Origin of the sequence: Paenibacillus sp. SAFN-117, assembly GCF_051966115.1 — a bacterium.
In the GTDB taxonomy this organism is placed as follows: domain Bacteria; phylum Bacillota; class Bacilli; order Paenibacillales; family NBRC-103111; genus Paenibacillus_L; species Paenibacillus_L residui.
In genome coordinates, this window is record NZ_JBQCLK010000003.1 from 39,108 (window position 1) to 55,100 (window position 15,993).

Below are 15,993 nucleotides of genomic sequence, written 5' to 3' on the forward strand. Positions count from 1 at the left end.
TATCCCGGCGGAATCCGAGCGGCCCCGTTAACCCTATTCCAATAAAGCTTCTGCCCCCGCGAAACCTCTGCCCAGGAAAGCTTCCTGCATGAAATCCAGGGCTATTTCCCCGGCTCTATCCAAAGCCAAAAAACCTGCAAGGAACAACCGGATCAGAGTAGTTGTCCTTTGCAGGAATTTTATCTGAACATTCTCCATCTTTCCGATAACCATTGCCAAAGGTTCCCCGCTTGCAGCCGAAGCTCCTTGAGATCGATTTTTTTTCCAACATAATACCCGATAAATACGATAAAAGCAAAAATCAGCATATCCCAGAAACCGACTATCAAATAAAGAATGCCGAGAATAATTCCGCCTAACGTTCCGATGACGGTCCCCGGACGATCCTCCAGCATCTGTTTAAACATCCCGGTACCCCCCTTTATTCAACCCGGCTTTTGAACGTTGGGGAGGACTGGACGATATTGGCCACATAGACCGAAACGATAGCTACCGGAATTCCTGTGATTTCCTCCACATACTGCTTAACGGCTTGCTGGATCTCCTCGGTCATCTCGGGAATAGGCGTCTCGCCGTCGACGACCGTGCGCAATTCAATTTCAATCCCGGAATTGCTTACGCGCACTCTCGCACGCAAATCTCTGACCCCGCGGGTCCGGTTGGCGGATTTCAAAGCGAGGTTCTCAACCGTATCCAGCGATATTCTAATATCTCCATAATCGGTTCTCTGATCAATGGAAGCCGCATTCGCTTGAGCCGGACGTACAGCTATGACAAATAGCCGGATGCTGATCAGAATAACGACGACGAGCGTGGCGATCACTGCGGCGGCTGTCGGATATTCCGTATAGACCTGCTCTACGAATTTTTTGGTCGTCTCCATAGGAATAGCATTAAACGTAGCTATCAGCATAACACTGGCCGCCACGATAATAAACAAACTGAATATAAACAATAACAATCGGTCGATGATTTTGGCCACTGCGGCTTGTCCCTCCTTAAAGGAAACCCCCTGCTTGGAAGAGGGGGTTAAAGTCGGTTTCAGCGGGCTTACTTAACACGTTGAACAGCCGTTTCTTCTTCGTTCGTCTTATCCACGGCTTTAAATTGAACATCATGAATATGTACGTTGACTTCCACTACATCCAGACCGGTCATCGACTCAATCGCCTGCTTGACGTTCTGTTGAATCTCTCCGGCTACCTCCGGAATCTTATGACCGAATTCAACAATGATAGAAACATCGATCGCGGCTTCCTTCTGTCCTACTTCCACCTTGACTCCCTTGGACAGGTTCTTCCGTCCCAGCAGCTCGGCGATACCGCCCGCGAAACCGCCGCTCATTCCCGCGACGCCAGGCACCTCAATCGTTGCCAGACCGGCAATTACCTCAATGACTTCCGGGGCAATCTGAATGTTGCCCAAATCCGTTTTCTCATAATCCGGGGCAATTGTACTCATAATAAATGACCTCCTGATCGCTTTCAGACCGTGCGAATCTCGTACAAGGACAGGTCTGTCTTATCTAAATACTATACCATTGCTGAAAAAATATGACAATCCAAGTTCTTTCGGGCCGGGTTCTTGGAAATTCAGGCGAAAGATCGAACTCTCCCGGTCATCTTGCTTCGAACAGCCAATAGGCTACCCTTGCTTATTGACATCATATTCTTCCAGAAACTTGATATCGAAATCTCCCTTAAGAAATTTCGGATGGTTCAGCAGCTTGAGATGGAAAGGAATCGTCGTCTTGATCCCATCAATCGCAAATTCGATCAGTGCGCGTTTCATTCGTTCTATCGCTTCCTCCCGCGTCTTGCCCCATACGATCAGCTTGGCAATCATGGAGTCGTAATGGGGGGATATCATGTACCCGGGATAAGCTGCACTGTCGACGCGGACCCCGAATCCTCCCGGTGCGAGATAGAAATCGATCTGCCCCGGCGAAGGCATGAAATTCCGGTCCGGGTCCTCTGCGTTGATTCGGCATTCTATCGCCCAGCCGTCGATTTGAACATCCTCTTGAGAGATGGACAGCGCTTCTCCTTGTGCAACCATAATCATTTCCTTGATGATATCGACGCCCGTGATCATTTCGGTAACCGGGTGCTCCACCTGAATTCTCGTATTCATTTCCATAAAATAGAAGTTTCCATCCGGTCCGAGCAGAAACTCCAGCGTTCCCGCCCCCGAATACTGAACGGCTTTCGCGGCGCGAACGGCCGCTTCTCCCATTCTTTCCCGAATTTCCGGCGTCAATACCGGGCATGGAGCTTCTTCCACCAGCTTCTGTCTCCTGCGCTGGACAGAGCAATCCCTTTCGCCCAAATGAACAACGTTCCCATACTTGTCGGCAATGATCTGTATTTCAACGTGCTTCATGCCCGTCAAGTATTTCTCCAAATATACGCCTGCGTTTCCGAACGCCTTCTCCGCTTCCTGACGTGCGGTCGTAATCTGCTGGATGAGCGATTCCTCGTTCTCGGCAATCCTTATCCCCTTGCCCCCGCCGCCTGCGGTGGCCTTGATAATGACGGGATACCCGATTTCACGGGCTATCCGGACAGCATCCTCCACTTCAACGATCAGACCGTCCGAACCCGGGATGACCGGGACTCCGGCTTCCTTCATCGTCTGCTTGGCTACCGACTTGTCCCCCATCCGGGAAATCGCATCCGGCGATGGGCCTATGAAGGTAATGTTGCATCGCTCGCAAATTTCCGCAAAGTCGGCGTTCTCCGCAAGAAATCCGTAGCCCGGGTGAATCGCGTCCGCTTCCGTAAGTGTGGCAACACTCATCAGATTCGTAAAATTAAGATAGCTGTCCTTGGAAAGCGTAGGACCGATGCAGTAGGCCTCGTCCGCCAGCTTGACATGCAGCGAATCACGGTCGGCTTCGGAATAAACCGCCACGCTGTAAATCCCTAATTCCCGGCAAGCGCGAATGATTCGGACAGCTATTTCACCACGGTTTGCAATTAATATTTTTTGGAACTTCATTCGATTTCCTCCTGAAGGTATGGCTGATTATATCGGTTTAACCAGGAACAAAGGCTGACCGAATTCAACGAGCTGACCGTTATCTACAAGAACCTCGACTATTTCTCCGTTTACTTCGGCTTCGATTTCATTCATCAGCTTCATCGCTTCAACAATACAAACCACTGTGTTTTCTTTAACCTTGGAGCCTTCACTGACAAATGGCGGTGCTTCCGGGGAAGGAGCCGAATAGAATGTGCCGACCATAGGCGATGTGATTGTATGTAAATGGGACCTGTCAGGTTGTTGGCCATCCTTGCTCTCGGCTTCCGCTTGAACGGCAGCGGCCTGAGGTAATGGCGAAGCTTGTGGAGTGGCTGCGACCTGCTGCTGGGGGGCCGAAGCTACGTAGACCGTCTCCGATTTGGATGGAGAAGGCTTGCGGATGAACAGCTTGCAATTTTCATTCTGGATCTCCAATTCCTGAAGGGAGGACTGATCCACCAGTTGAATCAATTCCTTGATTTCACTTAATTTAAACATGAAACTCGTTCACTCCTTAATGTTTTTGCGAAGCAAAAACCGGCTTCGAAAGCATAGGGCTTTGGAATTTGTAAAATGACACTGTCCTTATGGAAGGACAGGCAGCGGCATCACTTGCAACGTTAGTAATTATAACATAAACGATGGAAATGGAAAGAGCCCAGTTTACCCGGGCTCCGGCGACAAAAAGCGAGAAAAAAACGCTGAAAACGGAATTTTCGACAGGATTCTTTTTTACCACATTAGAAAGTTTAAGTTCATTAAAGCATTAAAATGGAACAACTTTCTAATTGGCATAAAAAGCTACCTCTAATACCGGGTTATTCATCTTCGAAGAGGCTCCGTCAGGAGCTTTTTTTATGGAATGTATTGTACTTGAATTTTCTCAGGACCTATGTTCATTTCTGTCATTACCAAGTCGGCAATGGTGACCGCTTCGCTTTTTTCCAATTTGTCCGCTTGCACGATGACCTTCCACTTATTGTCCTGCTCCATAACAATGGCGCTCTTATAGTCTTGCGTAAGCTGTTCCTCCAAGCTTTCCACTTTAGCGTTAGTCATTTCAATTTGCTGAAGCTCCTCCAAGGCCTGGCCCACTTCCTCACTGCTCTTCTCCTTGCTATTGGCCAGCTCCATCAATTCTTCGGTCCGTTTCTGCAGACTTTCCAACCGCTTCAGACTCAACGCGGAGAAATAGTCGGCACCGGAAGTCGCCGTGCTCTCCAATTGCTCCAGGATCTGCTGATCGGACTGGCTGATCGCTCCCTTATCGGCTTCTTGCTGCCCGGCAGTCTCCTTCTGAACCTGGCCGGAAACCGCCTGATCCGAATCGGTCTTAGGATGCTGATCAAGCTGCTGAATATCCACATTAACCTGCTCCAGCGCTGCGCCGCCCGCATTTAAATCCATCTTGTTTACATCCTCGGTGAACAAATAGTAGGCGGATAACACAACCATTAAACTGAGCATGGAAACTAACCATATCGTTTGCCGTTTGGTATTCATTGATCTATTCCTCCTTGATATGCGCTTTGGTATGGGTGGGTGTTGCCCCTGCCGCAATTATTGTTTGCGCGGAACGACCGAGATCCGGTTGGCCGGAACATCCAGGCCTCTGCTTACGGCTTCGACAATCAGCTTTTTGACTGTGGCATTTTCGGCGCCATTGGCTACCACCATCACCCCCCTGATTTTCGGCTTGATATATTTCAGCACGAGCGGTTGTTCGCCGCCCGATTGCTGCATCATGACGGCGTTACTGCTGCGCGTGACATCCGAGTTATTTCTCGTGGAACCGTTCTGGTCCCTCTCGTTGGTGACCTGCTGGCTCTCCTGGGTATTCTTCTCAACGGTTATCTCTTCCGTGGAATCAATCGTAACCAGCACTTCGACCTCTCCGACTCCTACAACCTTCGCCAAAATATCCTTCAATTGCGATTCGTAAGCCTGCTCATATTCACGGAAGACCGAACGGTCCTTGCCGCCTCCCCCGAAGGCGATAGTCTCCTGCGCGTCCTCCCGCCACGGCGGTCCGGTACTCGCGGGATCGATCTCTTTGACCGTAATGAAGGAGTTCAAAATCATCAGGGCTGCTCCCGCCAATCCGATAATGAGCAGCATTCGCAGGGCTTGTATCCGTTTAGGCCCGCCTGGGCCGCCGCTCATCCATTGTTCTATCATTTGTTTCCACTTACCCATACGGCACCTCACTACGAGCCCATATTGGACTTCGGAATCGCTGTCGTTGATTCATCTATTGGAGACCGCGGATGCGTTCGGAATGCCCGTCATCCCTTCGTTCGATTGCCATTAGTACCTTCCGGCCTTCCCCCAAAGGTTAGATGGATTTGCCCCGGCCCAATCTGCCACTGTGTATGCAAATACCGGATAACCGTCTCCCGTCTGGATTCGAGCTCCGCAGACCGGCCTCCCCCGCTTGTCCCGGTCGCCCCTTCCGCTTCCGGCGGCGAATCCCGGCCGATAATGACCGGCTTTACCGGTTCAACGGGCTCGATAGGCCGGACCGGTTCGATGTCTATCTTCCGGCCGCCGGCAGCCGGAATGGCATCCTTGGACGACTCGTCCTTCGGCTTAACGAGGGCAAGAACGATATTCATTCGTTCAATCGTCAGCTTCCCCTCGGAATCCTGTCCCGCCGTTATCTGGACACTCTCGACCCGTTCCGTTGTATTCTCAATCAAATCCTTCTTCACTTCCTCCGCCAGCCTCGTTTCCAGAATGGCCACCGCCTGCCGTTCATTGGAGGCTGCCAGCTTCTCCGCCTCGCGGGTGATCGATTCCAGGGAAGGAATCCCTCGGCGGCCGGATTCCGTCTGCAGGGCTTCGGCCGCCCTCATCATTCGATTCGCATCCCACTGGTTTTGCAGCAAGCGAACGACGGGAGAGAGAAGCACCAGAATCAGAAACAAGCCGATGACTGTTTTAACATATCTCTGTAAAGAATTGTTAGGAAGAATCAAGTCCGCAAACGTGGCAATCAAGATGAGCAATATCAATTCTTTCAACCAGCCGCTAAGCCATTGCATCCTCTTCCCCTCCAAGACTGCCCGATCTTCTATCTCATCATGACGGAAATATTGCCGGCCGTGATCATTATCGTGATCGATAGGAAGAACATCAGCCCGACGACCGCCATGGCCGCGAATATATAAATCATGCTCTTCCCTATCGTTTGCAGGCAGGTAACAATCGGGCTGTCACCCATCGGTTGAATGACGGCCGCGGACAAATGGTAGATGAAGGCCAACGTTAATATTTTGACCGCGGGGAAAGCGCACAGCAGGACAATGATGACCACACCTACCAGGCCAATCGCATTCTTGACCAGAAGAGACGCGCCAATGACGGTGTCGGAAGCGTCAGTAAACATCTTGCCGACGACAGGTACGAAGTTCCCGGTAATATACTTGGCCGTCCGGATGGTCACTCCGTCTGCAGCACCTCCGGAAAACCCCTGAACCGATACCACTCCAAGGAAGACGGTGGCAAAAAAGCCCAACAACCCCATACTGACCTTGCGAATAAGATTCGCCAATTGGGTCACCTTGTACCTGTCCGACAATGAGCTGACAATATGCAGCACTACAGAGAAGAACAGGAGCGGGAAAATAAATACATAGACGGCAGTCCCAATGGTATGGATCATAAAGACGATCAGCGGATGCATGATGGACACGGTGGCCAAATTTCCCATGGATGCAAGCATCGTCATCAGCAGCGGAACGACCGCTATCATAAAATTGATCATGTCGGTAATGGCCGACTTGGCGTATCCGATGGCCACGTTAAAGCTGTTGATCGCGATGACGATCAGAACCATGTAAGAGATGGCGTAGGCGATCTTGCTGACCGCATTTTTCTCGAAGGCGCTCTGCAAGGTTTCCAGTATCATGCTGAATACGGTGAGAATCACGATCGTCAGCATCAGCTTGCCGTTAACCAAAATTTCGTGAAAGAAGTAAGAAAGAATTGCTTTCAAAACTCCCGAGAAACTGAAGCCCTGTTGGCCCGGGATTAACTGTTCGAAAAATCCGGGAGTCCGGCCTTCCGGAAAATAACCGCCGTATTCTTTCATCAGCCGGTTCCAGAACTGCTCCACCTTGTCCGTCGGCAAATTCTCGGCTTGCTCCCGTATGATGATATCAACCGGTCCCGCCATAGCGTGTGCTGCAGTTTCTCCCAGCGAGGCGCCGAATACAAGAATGAACAGCCACAGGGCCGTCCACGCCCATCTGTTCCGCAGGGTCATCGGCGATCAGCTCCTATGCTTGCTTCGTACCGTCAAACCGGCAGCAGTTTGACTACGGTTTCGATAATGACAGTTATGATGGGAATGGCCATGACGATAATCAAAATTTTGCCGGACAATTCAATCTTCGCGGCTATGGCTTCCTGTCCCGCGTCCCTGACAATCTGCGCCCCGAATTCCGCTATGTAGGCGATCCCGATAATCTTCAGAATCGTCTTGAGAAAGACGGGATTGACCCCGGAATTACGTGCCAATCCCTCGAGAACGTTGATCACCGAAGAGATTTTGCCAAGCAGGAAGAAAAAAATGACGATCCCCGTAAAAACAGCGAGCAGGAATGCGAATAACGGCATTTGTTCCTTCAGGACGAGAATCAGAATGGTGGCAAGCAGGCCCACCCCTACAATTTGGATGATTTCCACTGCCTTCACCTACTGAAAAAGAAATATCGTCTTGATTTCCCTGAATAAATCGTTCAGCATGCTGACGACCATGAAAAGCACCACGACAAAGCCGATGACGGTGACCCAGTGAGCCATGTCTTCCTTTCCCATCTGCTTGAGTACGGTATGGATCATGGCAATGATGATGCCAATTCCCGCAATCTGGAATATCGCGTTCACATCCACGTTCATAGACGGCACCTCATTCTTCATTCCGAGCGTTGGCTGGCGGCCAGCCATTTAGTAAACAAGAATAACGATAAGAGCTCCGGCCAGCGCCCCCAGGCTTTTCCACATTTTCGCATACTTTCTCTGATCCTCGGCAGCTTGCTCCTCCTCCGCCAGCAGATGGTTGACGGCGAGCCGCAAATGCTTGAGCTGATCCTCTCTGTCCGTTATTCCAAGGGAATGTCCGAGCTGCAGAAGAACCTCTCTTTCCCCGGCTTTCATGGCGGTATCCCGCCAGCCTTCGACCACGGCCTTGCGCCAGCACGCCTCTGTCGTCATTCCCGTAGGCTGGTCCAAATATTCGGCGGCCCGGCGGAACAGAACGGCTACAGGCTCCGACAGAGACTTGCTTGAAGCCAGAAGCGCATCCGAGAGAGGAGTGGAGCCGTACCCAATTTCCGTTTCCAGTCTCTGCAGCATGTGGATAAGCTCCCGTATTTGCCTGGGGCGTCTGCTGAGCTGCATCGATTGGTAAAAGCCAAACATCGTTCCGGCACCAATAATGAGTAATCCTCCCAGCAGCTTAAGCATCCGCCTTCCTCCGCAGGCCCGTGGCCGGCACAAGTGCATCAAGCCGCTTTCCGGCGCTGTCGTATGCCGCTTCGACCCTAACGGAGGAGCCTGTTTTGCGCAATTGCACATAGCGTTCGAAAGCCCCGGATTCCCAAAGCTCCTTCAGAACAGGCCGGCGGCGGATGTCTGCGAGGTCCGCTCCATGGGCGGTGGCAATGACCGCTATGCCTGCATGGGCCGCCTCGTGAACAGCCAGTGCATCTTCGGCCCGGCCGATTTCATCCACAATCAGCACGTCGGGCGACATGGAACGAATCAGCATCATCATCCCCTCCGCTTTGGGACAGCAGTCCAGCACATCGGTTCGCGGACCGACGTCGAATCGCGGAACCCCCTTGTAGCAAGCTGCAATCTCGGAGCGCTCATCGACGATGCCCACTTTGAATGTGTCCATTTCCCGGGGCCATGAAGCCCCTCCACCGCTGATCAATCTGGCCAAATCCCGGATGATTGTCGTCTTGCCGTGCTGAGGTGGTGAAACAATCAGAGTGGAGCGAACCTTTCGCCGCTCCCGGTCCAGCAGCAGCGGCAATACGGGAAGACCGCTGTCCGGCTTCTCCCGGGCGACCCGGATATTGAAGCTGGAGATGTCCCGGATCAGCTTCACCTGCCCCTGGCCCAAGACAGTTCTACCAGCCAGGCCTACTCTATGCCCGCCGGCAATCGTAATATACCCTCGCCTCAGCTCTTCTTCGAAGGAATATACCGAATGATTGGTCAGCAGATCGAGCAGCATCGTGCAATCTTCGTTCGTAGGACGCATCGCTTCCGCCGGATGACTGGCAACCGTCCCTTCCCGGGTAACGAAACCATAGCGGCCCCCATACCCAATCTCTAAAGGCCTGCCCTCCCTGATTCGCAGCTCTTCCAATTGAGAGCCGATAGGAGAAGGCAGACGCTCTACGGCGGATTTCAATGGATGAGGTAGAATGTTCTTTAAGGACTCTAGCATTTTCGGCTGCCTCCAAGTTGTCCAGTGTCTACAACATACTTATGCTTGGCCGAATGATTTATGACAGATTACTTTTTTAAAATCCCAATAAAAATGCAGGTTACCCCGACAATCACCCAAGCGAATTTACCCCAGGACAGCTTGTCTGCGATTCCTATTAAACCAATGGTCGTGGTAGTTAATAGAACGATCGGTCCGACGACCGCCAGACCCGTGTTGACCAAGAGAGCTTTGTCCACCTGATTGAGCCGAAGAATAAGCAGAGCGGCCAAAATTTCCAGGCTCCCCGATATAATCCGAAGCGAAGCCATGCTCATAACGATTTTGTTAATCAATAGACTCCCCCCTTCCTTCTTGATTCATTTACTCTACTCTATGCGGGCTTGTCTCTTTTTAGGATGATGGGCACAACGCTATTTTCAAATGCATATGATGGTCACATGTGGAATCAATTCTTAACGCGAGGAGATTATTTCTATGGAAGCAACCTCACTGGATTGGCATCCGCTTCTATCGGATCCGACCCGAAGCCGATTAGAGAAGCCGCGGACCTGCGGTAAAACCATGGTGATTGACAAAGGGCTGGGACTGCATGCGCTGGAGGATTTGCTGGCCACGACAGCCCCGTATATCGATATGATCAAAATCGGATTCGGCACATCGCCCTTATATCCGAAGCGTCTTTTGGCCCACAAGGTGGAAATGACCAAAGCCTTCGGAATCGACATTTATCCCGGAGGAACTTTTCTGGAAGTCGCTGTCCATGGAGGGGCGGTCGATGAATATTTTGCCATGATTAAGGAAATTGGCTTTAATTCCATTGAAATATCCGATGGAATCATTGATCTGGACCGTAGGAGAAGGAATGAGCTTATCAGCTGCGCGCTTTCACACGGATTGAAGGTCTACACGGAATATGGAAAAAAAGGATGGGGCTCCACCATTGAAGCCTCTGAGTTGGTGGAAACCATGAATGAGGATATCCGGCTGGGAGCGGAATTGGTAACGATCGAGGGAAGAGAATCCGGAGCCGGGGTCGGAATCTTCGATGAGAACGGGGAATGCCGGGACGATCAGATTGAGCAGGTATTAAGCCAAATTCCGGGACAGCATATTCTCATGTGGGAAGCGCCTCAGAAATCCCAGCAGGTCCATCTTATTAACCGGTTGGGGCCGACGATCAATCTGGGTAACGTAGCTCCGCAGGAAGTTCTCTCGCTGGAGGCGCTTCGCCGAGGGCTGCGTGCGGATACCTTCACGCTGGCGGCCGCCGCCCAGAAGTTTGATATTGAAACCGATCCCGCAGCAAAAACCGGTGATTCTCTCAATTTGGGGTATGAAGCATCCGAATGGCGTATTGACGAACCGCTCGCCAAGGTGAGCAGCCTGCATAAACCTAAATAACGCTGTTGTTGTGAATGAATAAGTTAATAGAGAGGAAAAGAATATGCAGATTGAGGTCATTCCCACTCTTAACGAGAAGACAGAACAAGAGTTGGCTGACAAAACAGTCGTTGTCATTGACGTTCTGCGCGCCACCAGCAATATCGTTACAGGGCTGTCTCATGGCTGCGTATCGGTCATACCGGTTAAAACTATTCAGCAAGCCTGGGAAATGAAAGAAGCGGGCGATCTGCTCGGCGGCGAACGCAACTGCGAGCGAATAGCCGGATTCGATCTCGGAAATTCACCTTCCGAATATATGTCACCTGCGGTAAGAGGCAGAAAAATCGTCATGACCACCACTAACGGAACGTCAGCCATAAGCAAAGCGAGGAAAGCCAAGCAGGTGTTCATCGGTTCTTTCCTTAATGCGTCAGCCTGCGCAGCCGCAGCCTCAGCATCTGGAAGAGACGTCATGCTGCTCTGCTCCGGCACCCAGGGACAATTTTCCCTGGAGGATGGTCTGTGCGCGGGATTGATCGGGGGATTGATCCTGCGCGGTCTGGGAGACGAAGGAAGGATGAACGATTTCGGCCTGGCTATGGAACAGAGCTATCGTCAGGCAAGCAGGGACTTGTCCCGTATCGTTCTGAGCTGCGCCAACGGAATCAGGCTCAGTCGTCTGGGCTGTAAGGATGATGTGCTGTTCTGCTGTCAGGTCGATGCTATGCCGGTCGTGCCGGTGCTGGACGAGGAGCGGAAGGTATGCTTGTTGGCCTTGCCGGATAGTCCGCAGCCTGCTAGCTCCCTCAAAAGCCTGTTCTAATTCCACATGCCCCTCATACACTTAAATAGAATCCACTTGGACAAGGGGCAATCCTGAATGAACGGAAATTTCATCCTCGTCGCATTGATCATTATCGGTCTTATCGGACGGTCCCATATTATTACAACGGCTGCCTGCATACTGTTAGTCGTCAAGCTGGTCAGTCTGGACCGCTATTTGCCGGGAATCGAGCGCAGAGGGCTTGAATTAGGCCTGCTGTTCCTGACTATGGGAGTTCTCGTGCCTTTTGCCAGCGAGAAAATTTCCTGGAAGGAAGTATCCACCGTCTTCACGTCCTGGCCGGGTATTCTTGCTCTTGCCGGAGGAGCGATCGCCACTTATATGAACGGCAAAGGGCTTGAACTATTAAAAATAGACCCACAAATTATTGTGGGTCTGGTAATCGGATCGATCTTCGGGATCGTCTTCATGCGCGGTATTCCGGTAGGCCCCTTGATGGCCGCCGGAATAACCGCTCTATTATTGAAAATTTTCAATTATATTTTCGAGCGTTTCGGCTAGGCCCTTATCTCCGTTCCGCCGGTCCGCCAACGAATGCCTGGACATCCGTATCCAGACCGTAAGCGGTGTGCAGCGCGCGAACAACATCGTTCAACCGGTCGGCATCGATGACACAGGACATTTTAATTTCGGATGTGCTTACCATATTGATACTGACACCCAGCTCGGAAATCGTCTCAAACATGGTGGCTGCCACTCCGGGATTGCTGACCATTCCCGCTCCGACGATCGAAACCTTCACCAGGTTAACCTCAGATACGGCTTCGCGGAATCCGATTTCGGACTGAATGGAAGCAATCACTTCCATAGCTCTGTCTTTGTCGGAGGAAGAGACGGTGAACGAGAAATCGGCGGCTCCGTCTTTGACTCCGCTTTGCACGATAATATCCACATCGATGCCTTCTTTGGCAAGAGCGGAGAATACTTTGGCCAGCTGCCCCACCTTCTCCGGAACCCCCAATATGCTAATGCGGGACACGTTCTTATCGTAGGCGATGCCCTTCACGACAACCCCTTGCTCCATCACTGCTTCCTCCTTCACATAAGTACCTTCGTTAGTTGAGAAGCTGGATCGTACCACCAGCGGGACCTGATAATGCTTGGCGTATTCTACCGCGCGCGGATGCAGCACCGCGGCACCCAAATTGGCCAGCTCCAGCATTTCATCATAACAAATCTCGTTTAATTTACGGGCGACTTTAACTACCCGCGGATCGGTCGAGTAGATTCCGTCCACATCCGTGTAAATTTCACATAAATCAGCTTTAATAGCTGCGGCTAACGCTACCGCCGTCGTATCCGAACCTCCGCGGCCGAGCGTCGTAATCTGTCCGTCTTCAGTCATTCCCTGGAAGCCGGCAACAATGACAATATGGCCCTCTTCTACAGATTTAATAACCCGGTCCGGGCGTATATCGGTAATGCGGGCTTTGCTATGAACAGGATCCGTTATCATCCCGGCCTGCCAACCCGTATAAGATACGGCTGATTCTCCCAATTCCCGGATTGCCATAGCCAAGAGCGCCATGGAAACCTGCTCACCGGTAGATAACAGCATATCCATCTCACGAGCGGGAGGAGCGCCTGAAACTATTTGTTTGGACAAATCTATCAAATCATCCGTCGTGTCACCCATAGCAGATACCACAACAACACATCGGTTTCCTTGTCTTTGTCTATCCACTATTCTTGCCGCGACACGCTTCATGCGATCGGCATCCCCAACAGAGCTGCCGCCAAATTTCATAACGATTAATGACAAGTTGGTTCACTCCCCACCCAAGCATTTAACAATTTTCTATTATAGCATACTCCCGACAAATTGTGACAAGAAACTGTGAAATTCTCCTGCAGAACAATCGAGGGTAAAAGCCATGTTTAATTCTATTCAGCGGCAGGTACTTCCTCGCCTTCCAATAGGATTTTATTTGCTAAAAGTAACGCTAAGGAGAAACGCTGTTTCTTCTGCTTCTTTAACCACCCTCTTGCTATAGCTTTCGATGTTATCCCCCTGCCTCAGAAAGGTTCGATCAGCCGGTTTATTAATACGTATAAAAAGCCTTCAATCCAGAAAAAGAATTAAAATTCCCTTTCCGGACAGAAGGCTTTAGTTAAACCTGCTTGCCACAGAAGCTTAGATTAGGCACGGGAGATATACTTGCCATCCCGGGTGTCGATCAGAAGCACGTCCCCTTCATTAATAAACAGAGGAACCTGTACGTTCAAGCCGGTCTCGAGTACTGCATTCTTGGTAGCGCCGGTTGCCGTATTTCCTTTAACCCCCGGCTCCGTCTCAACGACCTTGAGCTCCACGCTGTTAGGAAGGCTGATGCCCAGAATTTCTCCCTGATAGCTAATAATGTTAACGCTCATATTCTCCTTGAGGAACTTTAGCTCCCATTCCAGACGAGAGGAAGGAAGGCTGAACTGGTCATACGTTTCCGTATCCATGAACGTATGCTCCGTTCCGGCAGAGTATAAGTATTGGGTTTCACGATTTTCCACATGGGCCCGTCCGACAGTTTCTCCGGCGCGGAATGTCTTCTCCACAATGTTGCCATTGCGCATATTCTTCAATTTGGAACGGACGAATGCCGCTCCTTTACCTGGTTTCACATGCTGGAAATCGATAACCGAGAACAGGTCTCCATCATGCTCAATTGTCAATCCGGTTTTAAAGTCGTTAACAGAAATCATGGTTTATCCTCCTTGAAGAAAGTGAACCCAGGGCTCACGAGTGAAATTAATCAATGACGATCAAATTTTTGTCCGAATATGTCAACCGTTCTATTCCGGTATCCGTTATGACGATATCGTCCTCAATGCGGACGCCTCCGAAGCCCGGAATATAGATGCCCGGCTCGACCGTAACGGTCATTCCAGGCTCCAACACGGTTTCGGACAAATAGGACAAGCCCGGGGCTTCGTGAACCTCCATGCCAAGGCCGTGGCCGGTGCTGTGCCCGAAGTTATCGCCGTACCCTGCCCGCTTGATGATATCCCTGGCTAACGCATCGGCTTCTTTGCCTGTCATTCCCGGCTTAAGATTAGCCAGCGTATGCATCTGAGCCTCCAGCACGATCTGGTAAATTTCCTTATGCTTGTCTGTCGGCTGTCCGAGGCAGACCGTGCGGGTCAAATCCGAACAGTAGTCTTTGTAATAGGCTCCGAAATCGAGCTTAACATATTCATTCGTTCCCAGCAAACGATCACTGGCGACTCCATGAGGAAGCGCGGATCTTTCCCCGGAGGCGACAATCGTTTCGAAGGAAGAAGATGCGGCCCCCCGGCTGCGCATATAAAATTCCATCTCCAGCGCAATTTGCTTCTCGGAAACACCCGGCTTAAGCTTCGTCTGAATGAAGGAGAAAGTGTCATCGGCCAAAGCGGCGGCCTCCTTCATAATTCGCAGCTCATCCTGATCCTTGATCATTCGAAGCTTCTGTACGAGCGATTCTGTCGGCACCAGCTCTACATCACCCAAATCGGCGGAGTAACTCAAATACGTGCCGTAGGTGACGTCATTCTGCTCGAAGCCGAGTCTGCGGATTCCATGCTTGTGCAGAATCTCCTTGACCGAGAGCATAATCTTGCGCTGATGTTCTATGACTTCGAAGTCATTGGCCTGCTCGGCCGCTTGAGCGGTATAGCGAAAATCGGTCAGCAGAACAGCCCGGTCCTGCGTCACAAGAACGTATCCGGAGCTTCCTGTAAATCCGGTAAGATATTTTCGGTTATAGCCATTGGTTACAAAAAGTGCTTCCAGCTCGGCTTTTTCCATCGCTTCTCTTAACCGGGTCAATCTGGACGTTTTCATCGCAATCACCTGACTTCCTTTGTAAGATGCCGGTGCAAAGCCATCAGGCCAAGCTCATAGCTGTATTCCCCGAATCCGGTTATTTGGCCCACAGACACCGGAGCAGTAACAGATACATGACGGAAAGCTTCGCGCTGATGGATATTCGACAGATGCACTTCTACGACCGGCAGCTTCACCGAGGAGATCGCATCGCGGATCGCATAGCTGTAATGAGTGAAGGCACCGGGGTTGATGAGAATCCCGTCCATAACCCCGTACGCTTGATGGATGCGGTCGATGAGCTCTCCTTCGTGGTTGGATTGGAAGCATTCCAATTCCACAGACAGCCTTCCGGCCAGCTGCTGCAGGTTACGCTCTATGTCCGGCAATGAAGTTGTGCCGTAGACGCCGGGTTCACGAATTCCGAGCATGTTTAAATTCGGACCGTGCAGCACCAAAATTTTTTTCAATCAGATC

At 51.1% G+C, this 15,993-nt stretch carries 21 protein-coding genes; 3 read left to right on the top strand and 18 right to left on the bottom strand.

What is annotated here, in order from left to right; genetic code table 11:
- Positions 1-179: 179 nt before the first annotated feature.
- The 14 genes from ACTHRH_RS03125 to ACTHRH_RS03190 form a co-directional block, all read right to left on the bottom strand.
- Positions 180-407, bottom strand: a complete 228-nt coding sequence (locus tag ACTHRH_RS03125) for a DUF2273 domain-containing protein (RefSeq protein ID WP_144935659.1) — start codon at positions 405-407, stop codon at positions 180-182.
- A gap of 14 nt (positions 408-421) precedes the next feature.
- Positions 422-982, bottom strand: coding sequence for an alkaline shock response membrane anchor protein AmaP (gene amaP / locus ACTHRH_RS03130; protein ID WP_144935662.1), 561 nt, complete (start codon positions 980-982; stop codon positions 422-424).
- 68 nt (positions 983-1,050) lie between these two features.
- Positions 1,051-1,461, bottom strand: coding sequence for an Asp23/Gls24 family envelope stress response protein (locus ACTHRH_RS03135; RefSeq protein WP_144935665.1), 411 nt, complete (start codon positions 1,459-1,461; stop codon positions 1,051-1,053).
- Between the two features lie 183 nt (positions 1,462-1,644).
- Positions 1,645-3,000 (bottom strand): acetyl-CoA carboxylase biotin carboxylase subunit, encoded by a 1,356-nt coding sequence (gene accC / locus ACTHRH_RS03140; protein WP_144935668.1) that lies wholly within the window; start codon positions 2,998-3,000, stop codon positions 1,645-1,647.
- Between the two features lie 27 nt (positions 3,001-3,027).
- Entirely contained in the window at positions 3,028-3,522 is a 495-nt protein-coding gene (gene accB / locus ACTHRH_RS03145; protein WP_144935671.1) for an acetyl-CoA carboxylase biotin carboxyl carrier protein, read from the bottom strand.
- A gap of 357 nt (positions 3,523-3,879) precedes the next feature.
- Complete coding sequence (locus ACTHRH_RS03150) at positions 3,880-4,527, bottom strand: SpoIIIAH-like family protein (RefSeq protein WP_440414055.1); 648 nt, start codon at positions 4,525-4,527, stop codon at positions 3,880-3,882.
- 57 nt (positions 4,528-4,584) lie between these two features.
- Positions 4,585-5,220, bottom strand: a complete 636-nt coding sequence (spoIIIAG, locus tag ACTHRH_RS03155) for a stage III sporulation protein AG (RefSeq protein ID WP_144935678.1) — start codon at positions 5,218-5,220, stop codon at positions 4,585-4,587.
- Between the two features lie 89 nt (positions 5,221-5,309).
- On the bottom strand, positions 5,310-6,068 hold the full coding sequence (spoIIIAF, locus tag ACTHRH_RS03160; RefSeq protein WP_144935681.1) for a stage III sporulation protein AF: 759 nt from the start codon (positions 6,066-6,068) through the stop codon (positions 5,310-5,312).
- Between the two features lie 29 nt (positions 6,069-6,097).
- Entirely contained in the window at positions 6,098-7,291 is a 1,194-nt protein-coding gene (gene spoIIIAE, locus ACTHRH_RS03165; protein ID WP_440414058.1) for a stage III sporulation protein AE, read from the bottom strand.
- 32 nt (positions 7,292-7,323) lie between these two features.
- The gene (gene spoIIIAD / locus ACTHRH_RS03170; RefSeq protein ID WP_144935687.1) at positions 7,324-7,713 is read right to left on the bottom strand and encodes a stage III sporulation protein AD; all 390 of its coding nucleotides are present in this window, start codon (positions 7,711-7,713) and stop codon (positions 7,324-7,326) included.
- Between the two features lie 9 nt (positions 7,714-7,722).
- The gene (spoIIIAC, locus tag ACTHRH_RS03175; RefSeq protein WP_144935690.1) at positions 7,723-7,926 is read right to left on the bottom strand and encodes a stage III sporulation protein AC; all 204 of its coding nucleotides are present in this window, start codon (positions 7,924-7,926) and stop codon (positions 7,723-7,725) included.
- A gap of 48 nt (positions 7,927-7,974) precedes the next feature.
- Entirely contained in the window at positions 7,975-8,493 is a 519-nt protein-coding gene (spoIIIAB, locus tag ACTHRH_RS03180) for a stage III sporulation protein SpoIIIAB (RefSeq protein ID WP_150960524.1), read from the bottom strand.
- Positions 8,486-9,487, bottom strand: a complete 1,002-nt coding sequence (gene spoIIIAA, locus ACTHRH_RS03185; RefSeq protein ID WP_440414061.1) for a stage III sporulation protein AA — start codon at positions 9,485-9,487, stop codon at positions 8,486-8,488. The genes spoIIIAB and spoIIIAA overlap by 8 nt, the downstream gene beginning before the upstream one ends.
- A gap of 68 nt (positions 9,488-9,555) precedes the next feature.
- Entirely contained in the window at positions 9,556-9,822 is a 267-nt protein-coding gene (locus tag ACTHRH_RS03190; RefSeq protein ID WP_144935699.1) for a YqhV family protein, read from the bottom strand.
- A 142-nt stretch (positions 9,823-9,964) separates the two neighbouring features.
- On the opposite strand from ACTHRH_RS03190, the gene ACTHRH_RS03195 reads away from it, so the two are divergent.
- The 3 genes from ACTHRH_RS03195 to ACTHRH_RS03205 are packed head-to-tail and all read left to right on the top strand — an operon-like array spanning position 9,965 to position 12,218.
- Complete coding sequence (locus ACTHRH_RS03195) at positions 9,965-10,891, top strand: phosphosulfolactate synthase (protein ID WP_144935702.1); 927 nt, start codon at positions 9,965-9,967, stop codon at positions 10,889-10,891.
- A gap of 43 nt (positions 10,892-10,934) precedes the next feature.
- Positions 10,935-11,696 carry a 2-phosphosulfolactate phosphatase gene (locus ACTHRH_RS03200; protein WP_150960526.1) on the top strand — a complete coding sequence of 254 codons (762 nt, stop codon included), beginning with the start codon at positions 10,935-10,937 and terminating at the stop codon, positions 11,694-11,696.
- Positions 11,697-11,753: 57 nt separating this feature from the next.
- Complete coding sequence (locus ACTHRH_RS03205) at positions 11,754-12,218, top strand: DUF441 domain-containing protein (protein WP_144935708.1); 465 nt, start codon at positions 11,754-11,756, stop codon at positions 12,216-12,218.
- Positions 12,219-12,222: 4 nt separating this feature from the next.
- Here ACTHRH_RS03205 and ACTHRH_RS03210 read toward each other — a convergent pair whose 3' ends face one another.
- From ACTHRH_RS03210 to aroQ, 4 genes are all read right to left on the bottom strand, one after another.
- On the bottom strand, positions 12,223-13,479 hold the full coding sequence (locus ACTHRH_RS03210; RefSeq protein ID WP_144935710.1) for an aspartate kinase: 1,257 nt from the start codon (positions 13,477-13,479) through the stop codon (positions 12,223-12,225).
- Between the two features lie 377 nt (positions 13,480-13,856).
- Positions 13,857-14,414 (bottom strand): elongation factor P, encoded by a 558-nt coding sequence (gene efp, locus ACTHRH_RS03215; RefSeq protein ID WP_144935712.1) that lies wholly within the window; start codon positions 14,412-14,414, stop codon positions 13,857-13,859.
- Between the two features lie 46 nt (positions 14,415-14,460).
- Positions 14,461-15,534: a M24 family metallopeptidase gene (locus ACTHRH_RS03220; protein ID WP_144935715.1), complete on the bottom strand. Its 1,074-nt coding sequence runs from the start codon at positions 15,532-15,534 to the stop codon at positions 14,461-14,463.
- 5 nt (positions 15,535-15,539) lie between these two features.
- On the bottom strand, positions 15,540-15,986 hold the full coding sequence (aroQ, locus tag ACTHRH_RS03225; RefSeq protein ID WP_440414065.1) for a type II 3-dehydroquinate dehydratase: 447 nt from the start codon (positions 15,984-15,986) through the stop codon (positions 15,540-15,542).
- Positions 15,987-15,993: the final 7 nt, after the last annotated feature.